The 10,184-nt window shown below is 58.0% G+C and carries 11 protein-coding genes; 10 read left to right on the top strand and 1 reads right to left on the bottom strand.

Features of this window, described 5'->3' with window-relative positions:
* Window positions 1–46 precede the first annotated feature (46 nt).
* The 7 genes from HNQ64_RS18400 (at window position 47) to HNQ64_RS18430 (ending at window position 6,155) form a co-directional block, all read left to right on the top strand.
* Window positions 47–739, top strand: coding sequence for a Fe2+-dependent dioxygenase (locus HNQ64_RS18400; protein ID WP_184211406.1), 693 nt, complete (start codon window positions 47–49; stop codon window positions 737–739).
* A 79-nt stretch (window positions 740–818) separates the two neighbouring features.
* Window positions 819–2,033, top strand: coding sequence for a PepSY-associated TM helix domain-containing protein (locus HNQ64_RS18405; RefSeq protein WP_184211408.1), 1,215 nt, complete (start codon window positions 819–821; stop codon window positions 2,031–2,033).
* Window positions 2,034–2,411: 378 nt separating this feature from the next.
* Window positions 2,412–3,164, top strand: a complete 753-nt coding sequence (locus HNQ64_RS18410; protein ID WP_184211410.1) for a metallophosphoesterase — start codon at window positions 2,412–2,414, stop codon at window positions 3,162–3,164.
* 26 nt (window positions 3,165–3,190) lie between these two features.
* Window positions 3,191–3,679: a hypothetical protein gene (locus HNQ64_RS18415; protein WP_184211411.1), complete on the top strand. Its 489-nt coding sequence runs from the start codon at window positions 3,191–3,193 to the stop codon at window positions 3,677–3,679.
* Window positions 3,680–3,776: 97 nt separating this feature from the next.
* Window positions 3,777–4,133 carry a hypothetical protein gene (locus HNQ64_RS18420; RefSeq protein ID WP_184211413.1) on the top strand — a complete coding sequence of 119 codons (357 nt, stop codon included), beginning with the start codon at window positions 3,777–3,779 and terminating at the stop codon, window positions 4,131–4,133.
* An 11-nt stretch (window positions 4,134–4,144) separates the two neighbouring features.
* Window positions 4,145–4,762 (top strand): hypothetical protein, encoded by a 618-nt coding sequence (locus tag HNQ64_RS18425; protein WP_184211415.1) that lies wholly within the window; start codon window positions 4,145–4,147, stop codon window positions 4,760–4,762.
* A 97-nt stretch (window positions 4,763–4,859) separates the two neighbouring features.
* Complete coding sequence (locus HNQ64_RS18430) at window positions 4,860–6,155, top strand: DUF1501 domain-containing protein (RefSeq protein ID WP_184211417.1); 1,296 nt, start codon at window positions 4,860–4,862, stop codon at window positions 6,153–6,155.
* Window positions 6,156–6,207: 52 nt separating this feature from the next.
* On the opposite strand, the gene HNQ64_RS24360 is transcribed toward HNQ64_RS18430, so the two are convergent.
* The gene (locus tag HNQ64_RS24360; RefSeq protein ID WP_184211419.1) at window positions 6,208–7,212 is read right to left on the bottom strand and encodes an SAM-dependent methyltransferase; all 1,005 of its coding nucleotides are present in this window, start codon (window positions 7,210–7,212) and stop codon (window positions 6,208–6,210) included.
* A gap of 107 nt (window positions 7,213–7,319) precedes the next feature.
* Here HNQ64_RS24360 and HNQ64_RS18440 point away from each other — a divergent pair, with 107 nt between their 5' ends.
* The 3 genes from HNQ64_RS18440 to HNQ64_RS18450 all read left to right on the top strand — a co-directional run bounded on the left by HNQ64_RS18440 (window position 7,320) and on the right by HNQ64_RS18450 (window position 10,179).
* Window positions 7,320–7,814: an FHA domain-containing protein gene (locus HNQ64_RS18440; protein WP_184211421.1), complete on the top strand. Its 495-nt coding sequence runs from the start codon at window positions 7,320–7,322 to the stop codon at window positions 7,812–7,814.
* A gap of 123 nt (window positions 7,815–7,937) precedes the next feature.
* On the top strand, window positions 7,938–9,209 hold the full coding sequence (locus HNQ64_RS18445) for an adenylosuccinate synthase (RefSeq protein WP_184211778.1): 1,272 nt from the start codon (window positions 7,938–7,940) through the stop codon (window positions 9,207–9,209).
* Between the two features lie 13 nt (window positions 9,210–9,222).
* On the top strand, window positions 9,223–10,179 hold the full coding sequence (locus HNQ64_RS18450; RefSeq protein ID WP_184211423.1) for an FAD:protein FMN transferase: 957 nt from the start codon (window positions 9,223–9,225) through the stop codon (window positions 10,177–10,179).
* Window positions 10,180–10,184 lie beyond the last annotated feature (5 nt).

Raw genomic sequence — 10,184 nt, forward strand, 5'->3', positions numbered from 1 at the left:
CACGCGAATGCGTGCTTTGCCCCCGGCCTCTTCCCGTCTCCCCCTCATGCTCCTCACCATCCCAGACGTCCTCACGCCAGACCAGACCGCCCATGCCCGGCAATTGCTCGATGCCACGGACTGGGTGGATGGCAAGACCACCACGGGCTACCAGTCCGCCAAGGCCAAGGACAACATGCAGCTCCCTGAAAGCAGCCCCGTGGCGAGGGAGCTGGGAGACATGATCCTAGCCGCTCTCTCACAAAATCCGCTATTCGTCGCTGCGGCCCTGCCTTTGCGCATCCTGCCGCCCATGTTCAATCGCTATGCCGGTGGGCAATCCTTCGGCACGCATGTGGACAATGCCATCCGCCAACTTCCCCATTCCCCCGTGCGTATCCGCACGGACCTCAGCGCCACCCTCTTTTTTTCAGATCCCGAAGAGTATGAAGGCGGCGAACTATGCATCGAAGACCTCTATGGAGTGAAGACCGTGAAGCTACCCGCAGGCCACATGGTCCTCTATCCTTCCACCAGCCTGCACCACGTCACTCCCGTCACTCGAGGCGCACGTGTGTGCTCGTTTTTCTGGCTGCAAAGCATGATCCGTGACAATGGCCAAAGATCACTCCTGTTTGACCTGGATCTTTCCATCCAGCGTCTCGCCCAGGAGCTTGCCGGAAATCCAGTGGCCGAAAAGACCAGCGTTCAGCTCACGGGCGTGTATCACAATCTGCTCCGCCAATGGGCAGAGATGTGAATTTGTCCAAACCCACACCTTTCCAAAATAATCTGCGACCAAGCCGCACACCCCAGGTTTCCCTTCGCCTGTTTTCCCCATGCATCTCACGTTTCATCGTTCCATCTTCTGGGCTCACCTAATCAGCGGCATCCTTGCTGGCATCGTCATTCTGTCCATTGCCATCTCCGGCCTTCTCATCGCCTATGAAGTCCAGCTCATGGACTGGGCCAACCGAGATCTGCGAGTGCCCCCACCTATCGCCACAGCCACTCATCTCGACATCGAAACCCTGCTGGCCAAAGTTCAGGAGACCAAGCCAGATCTGAAACCCAGTGGCATCACCTGGAAGGCCGATCCCGCCCTACCAGTCACCCTCAGCATGGGTCGCGAAGGCACCTATTTTGCCAACCCCTACACCGGCGAGTTTTTGGGTGAGGGCAACCATGCCTGGCATGACTTTTTCCATGCCGCCACCGACTGGCACCGCTTCCTCACGGGCACCGGCTTGCCACGCGAAGTCGGCAAGGCCATCACAGGTGCGGGCACGCTCGTTTTTGGCATCCTGCTGGCCAGCGGTATTTACCTCTGGTGGCCGCGCCACTGGCGCTGGACCAACGTGCGCGCCGTTCTCCTTTTTAACCGCAAACTCAAAGGCCGCGCCCGCGATTGGAACTGGCACAACGTCCTCGGTTTCTGGAGCGCCATCCCCATGCTCTTCATCATCCTCACCGGATTGATCATGTCCTACACCTGGGCCAACAACCTCCTCTTCCGCGCCACTGGCAACGAGCCCCCACCACCCCGCACCCGCCCAGCAGGCGGCCCAGGCGCAGCCCCCAGCGACATGGCCAAGGGCAGTCCTCGTGGTGAAGGAGGTCCTCGTGGTGAAGGCAGGCCCCCAATGGCCAGTGCCCCCGTTTCGCTCACCGGCCTCGCGCCACTTTTGCAACAGGCACGTGAACAAACTCCTGGTTGGGCCAGCCTCAGTCTGCGCATGCCGCAAAAACCGGGCGATCCCTTCCCTGTCATGGTGGATCGTGGTGGCCGTGGGCAGGTGCATCTACGCACGATGCTGAATCTAGATACCGCCCAACAAAAACTTCTTCCAAGTCCCGATGACATCACCCGGCAAAACCTGGGCCGCCGCCTGCGCATGTACTCACGTTATCTCCACACCGGCGAACTCTTCGGCTTCCTGGGCCAAACCATCGCCGCCCTCTGCACCCTCGCAGCCGCCCTCCTCGTCTGGACCGGTTTCGCCCTGGCTTGGAGACGCTTCTTCGGACGGAAGACGAAAGCCTCCGCCACCTAAAGTGATGCGGGCACTCCTGCCTGCCCCTGCTGAATCGTAGGCCGGATGTGTTCGGCGCAATTGGATCTCGCGCAGCTCTGTCGCCAGCTTCGCCGAACTATCCGGCTTTCTTTGATGGCCGCCTCCTCCCTGACGTCAACGGCTACAGCACAAATGCTCCCAAGAAAGACTTCGTGTCTTCAAAGAAAGCCGGATAATTCGGCGAAGACAACTGAGCAATAGCGGCCCGAATCACGCCGAACACATCCGGCCTACATTCCCGCCCGAGTTGGACAAGCAAAACGAGAGTCCTCAGGCAACTGAATTCATCTTGAATATGGAGATCGGTAGTTCCTTGCTCCTTGCCGATCATCGTCTGCTGAAAAGCCAACATCTCTCATGCGCATCCGCATCCTCAGCGATCTCCATCAGGAATTCGGAGCCACCGAAATTCCTCGTGAGGATTGTGACCTGATCCTCCTCGCCGGAGACATCGCCACAAAGCAGAACGCGCTGCCCTGGATTCGTGAATTCACGGGCGACACACCCACCGCGTATGTCTGCGGCAACCACGAGTTCTACGGTGAGAAACTTCCCCGAGTGACCGAACGCCTGAAGGAGCAGACGGCGGGCTCAAACATTCATGTGTTGGAAAACGATGCCTTTGAGGTAGCCGGATGGCACATCTATGGCTGCACCCTCTGGACAGACATGGCCCTGCAGGGTGAATGGACGGAAGGTGCCGTCGAAGCAGGCGACCGGATGAACGACTACAAACGCATCCGCACCGCTCAGCAAGGCTACCGCAAACTCTCCCCCAGAGACACCCGCGCCATCCATGTGGATTCCGTGCAACGCATGGAAACCTTCCTTTCCACCCACGATCCCCGCCGCTGCATCATCGTCACTCACCACGCACCATCGGCCTTGTCATTGCCCGAACATCGCCGCAGCGAACTCGTGAGTTGCGCTTATGCCTCTCATCTGGACAGCTTCATCGAAAAACATCAGCCAGCCCTCTGGGTCCACGGTCACATCCATCATAATAGCGACTACTTCATCGGTGAGACCCGTGTGATTGCCAATCCCCAAGCCTACCCCAATGAACCGAATAAAAACTTCATTCCAAGGCTCATTGTCGAGATGCACTGATAAAAATCCTTCTTCAATCTCTAGCTATGCCCCCAGATGCTAAAATAGCCTTCTATGCGGCACATCGAATCCGCAAATGTGCGAAGAAGAGGGAATTGTGGTGCGCAACCGTTATTGAAGTCCTGCCCCCTGATATTCAAATCCATCTTGATGAAACCGAACAGCCTATTGTCAGCGCCAGCTTTCCTGAAGGCGACTGGTATGTCTGGACAACCAAGCGAATGGTCGCCACGACTGCCGGTCAGACATGGGAAGTACCGGCCGATTCCATTGATCGAATCGATTGGGGCACTCCCCAGAAAAGTCTTCATACCTTATACCAGACAGGTTGTGTAAAAAGTACTCTTGGTATTTTTGAATCAAGCAAAGGGTTTTCATTTCCTGTTCGTTACGAGACAGGATATGCTTGGTCAGGTCTGGTAGGTTGCCATCAATACTGGCGTCTCAAACATCCAATCCTGGATAAGCTCTTAACCCCTGAAGAGTTTGAGGCACGAGGAATAAAATCGATATAGTTAGGCTATGCCGTTCCTTTTCAAGAACACTTTGCGTCGGACTGCATGCCTCCTTCTCGTTGTACTCCTTGGGCTCGCATTTTACATCTCCAGTAAGATGCCGTCTAGGCTCAAACACATGTATGGTGAGTGGGCGGCCATTGAACTGATCATGACAGCGCATCATCTGTCTGGACGCCTGCCCGCCTCATGGGACGACTTGGCACCGTGGTATGAGCAATCCAACTCAACACCTCGCAGTGGCATCAGTTTCCCACAGCTTCGGGAACTTGTGGAGATCGACTTCTCTCAATTACCACACATTGAGGCCGCTGCTAGATTGGGACAACCACTCCCCGAATCCCGCTCTTTGATCCGGAAGAAGGATGGCAGAGGCGGGCATTGGATCAGACCTAACCAAATGCTGGCAGACTATTTCAAAACAGGCAAAGTTGTGATCATGGACAAACCCTAGCCATCAAGCCCATGAAACGCCTCATCATCATCGCTCTTCTAACCCTCCTCGTCGGTGGTGCCGGGCTGTGGGGCTATGTGTGGTGGAAGACACGATCTGCCTCACACATTGCAGCCCAAGGAGGGCGGACTCTGTCCATTCGCTTGCCAGCCGAGGCCCCACACTTTCGGCAAAATGATCCGCGCTGGGGCGCTGAAAAACTGGGCCGCACTTCCGAAACGATCAAGAGCGTGGGCTGCGCGATGTGCAGCGTGGCCAGTGCCGCCCAGTATCTGGGAGAAACAACCGATCCCTCCACCCTGAATCGGGCCCTGGCCGAAAACGGAGGCTACACGGACCAAGGCTGGTTGGTATGGTCTGCCATCGCCAAGATTTTTGACCAACGCATCGAGGTGAATGTCCTCAGCAGCCCTTCTCATGAAGCGATGGATCGTGCGCTGGAAGCCGGACAGTATTCGGTGGTGAAGTTCTTCCTGCCCATGGGCATCCCCCATTGGGTCATCGTGGTGAGCAAGGAAGGCCAGGATTACCTCATCTACGATCCGACCGAGACGGAGAAAGAACCGAGACGCCTGTCAGAAAAAACCTCCGGCATCTACTCGCTGAGGATCGTGCGCCGCACGGCTTGAGCGGGTCCGCCGCTGGGAAATGCCGGAAAATTTCTGCAAGGTCGAATTATGTGGCTTCGTTTCGGCGGTAGAAAGCCAAGTTACCCCTGCTCCCCTCATGAATCCCACCTCTACCCCCTTTGGCCGTCGCCAGTTCATCGCCGGCGCGGCGCAGTCCTTTCTAGGCGTCACCGCGCTGAGCCAGCTCGGCGGCAAGGCCTTTGCCATCCCAGGGGAAAATACCAGCCCGCTGAAGCAGGTGCCCACGGCGCGCAGTGTCATCTACCTCTACATGACGGGAGGGATGAGCCACCTGGACACCTGGGATCCAAAGCCTGACAACGGCGACGTCATGGGCCTCACCAAAACGCTGGATACCAAGGTGGATGGCATGCGCCTCAGTGAGAACATCCCCCTCCTGGCCCGTCAGGCGGACAAGCTGGCCGTCATCCGCGGCATGAACTCCACCCAGGGTGCGCATGAGCAGGGTAACTACTTCATGCACACCAGCTACACGCTGCGCAGCAGCATCCGCCACCCTTCCATGGGCGCGTGGCTGCAGAAATTCCAGGACCGTGGCAATCCCACGCTCCCCGGCAGTGTGATGATCGGCAATGACAGCCGCCATCCCGGCGCAGGCTTCTTTGAATCCCGCTTTGCCCCACTGATGATCAATGATCCGGAAAGCGGCATCTCCAACGTACGGCCTAACGAATGGTTCACCGAGGAGCGTTTCGCCAGCCGCCTGAGCATCGCCAAACAGCTCGATAAAAAATTCGCCGCCACCTACGACGTTAAAAACGTGCGCGCCTACAGCGACATGTATGATGATGCGGTGAAAATGATGAAGAGCGAAGAGCTGAAAGCCTTCGACCTGGATGCCGAGCCTGATGCCCTCCGCGAAAAATACGGACGCGACCGTTTCGGCCAGGGCTGTCTGCTGGCCCGCCGTCTGGTGGAGCATGGCGTGCGTCACGTAGAGGTCAGCTTTGGCAACTGGGATACCCACAATGCCAACTTCACCCGCGTGCCGGAACTCTGCGACGAGCTGGACTCCGCCATGAGCACCCTCATCAGCGATCTTGAGGCCCGAGGCATGCTGAATGACACCCTCATTGTGCTGGCTACCGAATTTGGCCGCACGCCTGAAGTCAATGCCAACGATGGCCGCGACCACCACCCTGCCGGGTTTAGTTGCGTGCTAGCTGGGGGCGGCATCCGTGGCGGCCAAGTCTATGGAGCCACCGATGAGAGAGGGGATAAAGTGGTGGATGGATCCACCACCATCCCGGACCTGAACGCCACCATCGGTTATGCCCTAGGCCTGCCGTTGGATCAGGTGCTTTATTCCTCAACGAAGCGTCCCTTCACCATTGCCGACAAGGGCAAACCTCTAACCCAGCTTTTCGGCTGATTTCGAGCCTCTGACTTCAGCCCCAGGTGTGTCCAGACATGCCCGGGGCTTTTTATTGCCAGGAAACGAGGGTCACTTCCTGGCGATTGGCTGGGAGCTGCCGCACATAGACCGGACCCGGAGCCCAGTCGCGGATGCGGTGGATGAGGTCCGGCAACTCAGCCTCGACTTTGGCCGAGTTGATTTTCAGAGTCAAAATGAGCCCCAAGGGGCGAAGGCGGGAGGCAAATTTCTCCACGTATTGGCAGACCACACGCGGCTCCAGATTCATGTCGGAAACCAGCAGGTCCACCTGATCTGGCACCATACCAGGCCTCAGATCCCCGGCAGCGACCTTGAGATGATGAAAGGCAGGATGCGCCAATACCCGGGCATCCATCGCCCCCGTATCTACCCCAAACACCGTGGCTCCTCGAGACAAAAGCGAGTGAGAAGCGCCACCGGGTGCGGAGCCCAGCTCCAGCACCGTCCGCCCTTGAATATCTTTTTGGATGCCTAACCAATCCAGCGCCTGCTCCATTTTCATCCACGCTCGTGAGGGTGCCTCCGGAGGTAAAGATAGACGCAGAAGCGCGACAGGATCGGCCAGATCGCCTGGCTGATGGCGGTGGTAGCCCACCAGCATGGGTTCGCCCTCAGCTCCCATGATTACACTCACCACGGTATCTCCAGGGTTCGGCAGCCTCTTCGGGGATAAATCCAGCAGACCCCGCACTTCCACCCCCGTGGCATCTACCCGGGCCCAGGTTTCAGGATCAGCACCCTCTTCAGAAACCTCGCGGGGAATTACATTTAAAACCGCCGCATTGACCACGGCAGCACGCTCCGCCACTTCCTGCGGAGTTTTTGCCATCCCCAGGGAAAACCCAGAGACCTGAGCCAACCAAGCCCCGAGGCGAAAATGCCCTGGCAACTCTCCCTGCACCTTCCAAGTAATGAGCTGCGGCCTCATGAAGGCCGGGGTCAGCAGGCCTCCATGACGGGTAGCCACCTCTCTTTTGAGGGCAGCTTCAGCGCCAGGACGGCAGGTGGCAAAAACAAAGGTCGGGGGTATCACGACCCCTTATTGGCACACTCCGCTCCCCTGCGCGACAAAATCCCCCAGCCCTGGGTGAGGATTGCGGCTTGCCAGTCGGGCGCTAGCCTGCTAAATCCTCCCACGCTATGGCAAAAATTCAGTACACCACCCCCGAAGGCACCACTGGCGAAGTTGAGCTGACCGCTGAGCGTATGACGCTGGGCCGCGCAGATGACAATCAGATCGTCATCTCTCATGACTCGGTTTCCAGCCATCATGGTGAAGTCGCCATCGAAGGGGATGCCTGGGTCTTTACCGACCTCGGTTCCACCAATGGCACCAAAATCGGCGGTGAGCGCGTGGAACGCCTGGAACTCGGCCACGGTGGCAGCTTTACCCTTGGCCACGTGGATTGCGTTTTCATCGGGGATTTCGAAGAAGCCCCTGCCTACAGCGCCCCCACCCGCACCATGTCCAGCAGTGGTTATGGCGCAGCCCCTATTGATCGTAATCGCCGCACAGGCTTCGGCCCTAAAGGCAAACCGAAGAGCAACGGTTACGGTCCCCTCTTCGGCCTCGGTGCATTGGCCCTCCTGGTCTGCGCTTATGCCGCATTCTCATTTACTCAGATGACCGCCTAAATCCTCGGTCCGGTGATCGCTCCATCGCGATCCCTGGCGGCATGACCTGCCGCCAACATGGATTTTTGTCATAAACAACCAAACAAGGATGCGGCCTCCATGCGCCGCGAAGAAGCTCAAGTAATGTCCAATACCATTGTTGTCGGTGCCCAGTGGGGCGATGAAGGAAAAGGTAAGATCGTTGATTACCTCACAGAACACACAGATGTCGTCGTACGCGCCGCAGGCGGGAACAACGCCGGCCATACCGTCATCAACAACGGCACCAAGTACATCCTGCACCTCATCCCCAGCGGCATCCTCTGGGAAGATAAGATGTGCGTCATCGGCAACGGTGTGGTCATGGACATCCTCGGCCTGCTGGAAGAGATGGCCAAACTCCGGGCGCAAGGCGTCAAGATCACTCCGGAAAATCTCAAGATCAGTGAGACCGCTCACCTCGTCCTGCCTTATCACAAAGGTCTGGATCAGGCACGCGAAGCAAAACTGGGTGACAAAAAAATCGGCACCACCGGTCGCGGCATCGGCCCGGCTTATGCGGACAAAGTAGAGCGCGGTGGTCTGCGCGCCATCCTCCTGACTCGCCCAGAGCAGCTCGAAAAAGAACTGCGCAGCCGCATCCTCATGCACAACGAGACCTTCCGCGCCGTCGGCGTGGCAGAGGTGCCGGTGGAAGAAACCATCACCGCCGTGCTGGCTGCCGCCAAAGTGCTGGCCCCGCACATCACCAACACCGCCGTCTATTGCCACGAGGCCATCCGCGCTGGCAAGAGCCTGCTCTTTGAAGGTGCCCAAGGCACATACCTAGACATTGACCACGGCACCTATCCCTTCGTCACCAGTTCCAACACCACCTCAGGAGGTGCTTGCACAGGTTCCGGCGTGCCTCCCCGCATGATTGACAAAGTCGTCGCTGTGGCAAAAGCCTACACCACCCGTGTCGGCTCCGGTCCCTTCATCACAGAGAATGAAGACATCGGTGACATGCTGCACAACATGGGTCGTGAGTACGGTGCCACCACCGGCCGTGCTCGCCGTTGCGGCTGGCTGGATGCCGTGCTGGTGCGCTATGCCGTCATGATCAATGGTGCTGACGAACTGGCCATCACAAACCTGGACGGCCTGGACGGTCTGGATACCATCCAGATCTGCACCGCCTACAAGCTGCGCGGTGAGACCATCCACTACCCGCCGAGCACCATCGAAGACATCGAAGCCTGCGAGCCCGTTTACGAAACCCACCAGGGTTGGAAACAGGATCTCAGCCAGATCAAAAACTTCGCAGACCTGCCAGAACTGGCTAAGGCCTACCTCAAGCGTCTCGAAGAACTGACCGGTGCCCGCGTCAGCCTCCTCGGCGTCGGCCCTTCCCGTGACCAGACTCTGGTGGCCTAACGGTACCTCGGTCATGAATCTTCTGCGCCCCGTCTGCTTCCTGGCATTCGGGGCGCTTTCATTATCCGCTGCCACGCCGCAGCGTTTTGACTTCAGCGGCCCGGGGATGGCCACCACTTTTCGCATCTCTTGTTATGCTGAAAGTCGCGAGCAGGCTGAAAAAGCCACGACGGCCTGCTTCGCCCGCATCGCGGAACTGAACCAGATTTTTACCGACTACGATCCCACCAGCGAGCTCATGCGCCTTTGTGCACCGGAGGCCGTTTATCCCGTGAAAGTTAGCCCACCGATGCTGGAGCTCCTGGAACGCTCCGTTGATTTCGCGAAACTCACAGACGGTGCCTTTGACCCAACCTGTGGCCACCTCACCCAGCTCTGGCGCCGCACCCGTAGGCAAGGAAAGCTGCCCCCCACACCTCGCCTCCAGGCTGCGATTGCGGCCACCGATTGGCGACGCATCCAGATTGACCCGCCCAAGCAGCAAATCACCCTCAAACCCGGTACACTCTTAGACCTCGGCGGCATTGCCAAAGGCTACGCTGCCGATGACTGCCTTCGTGTTCTGCGTCAGTACGGCCTTGGGCGCGCAGTCGTCATCGCCGGTGGCGATACCGCTGTGGGGGATGCACCTCCCGGCAAACCCGGATGGGAAATTAAACTGCGCACTTTCAAACGGCGTGAAGGTGAGGATGATCTCACTTCCATCACGCTAGCGAATCGCGCGGTTTCCACTTCGGGTGACCTTTATCAATTCATCGAAATCGAAGGTATCCGATATTCCCACATCCTGTCTTTGAAGACAGGACTTGGCCTAACTCAAAGCATCGCCTGCTCCGTCATTGCCGATGATTGCACCACCACCGATGCACTCGCCACTGCCATGTGTGTACTAGGCCCTGAAAAAGGCACCGCTCTAGCCAAGACGATCCCAGGCGTGGAAGTTCGTTTTGCCCAACCGCAGTCCAAGTGAGCTTT

Source organism: Prosthecobacter dejongeii, assembly GCF_014203045.1.
In the GTDB taxonomy this organism is placed as follows: Bacteria; Verrucomicrobiota; Verrucomicrobiia; order Verrucomicrobiales; family Verrucomicrobiaceae; genus Prosthecobacter; species Prosthecobacter dejongeii.

Excerpts from the sequence above, each read along its gene's own strand:
- HNQ64_RS18400 (WP_184211406.1), top strand. The coding sequence starts at position 47 with ATGCTCCTCACCATCCCAGACGTCCTCACGCCAGACCAGACCGCCCAT.
- HNQ64_RS18405 (WP_184211408.1), top strand. The coding sequence starts at position 819 with ATGCATCTCACGTTTCATCGTTCCATCTTCTGGGCTCACCTAATCAGC.
- HNQ64_RS18410 (WP_184211410.1), top strand. The coding sequence starts at position 2,412 with ATGCGCATCCGCATCCTCAGCGATCTCCATCAGGAATTCGGAGCCACC.
- HNQ64_RS18415 (WP_184211411.1), top strand. The coding sequence starts at position 3,191 with ATGCCCCCAGATGCTAAAATAGCCTTCTATGCGGCACATCGAATCCGC.
- HNQ64_RS18420 (WP_184211413.1), top strand. The coding sequence starts at position 3,777 with ATGCCGTCTAGGCTCAAACACATGTATGGTGAGTGGGCGGCCATTGAA.
- HNQ64_RS18425 (WP_184211415.1), top strand. The coding sequence starts at position 4,145 with ATGAAACGCCTCATCATCATCGCTCTTCTAACCCTCCTCGTCGGTGGT.
- HNQ64_RS18430 (WP_184211417.1), top strand. The coding sequence starts at position 4,860 with ATGAATCCCACCTCTACCCCCTTTGGCCGTCGCCAGTTCATCGCCGGC.
- HNQ64_RS18440 (WP_184211421.1), top strand. The coding sequence starts at position 7,320 with ATGGCAAAAATTCAGTACACCACCCCCGAAGGCACCACTGGCGAAGTT.
- HNQ64_RS18445 (WP_184211778.1), top strand. The coding sequence starts at position 7,938 with ATGTCCAATACCATTGTTGTCGGTGCCCAGTGGGGCGATGAAGGAAAA.
- HNQ64_RS18450 (WP_184211423.1), top strand. The coding sequence starts at position 9,223 with ATGAATCTTCTGCGCCCCGTCTGCTTCCTGGCATTCGGGGCGCTTTCA.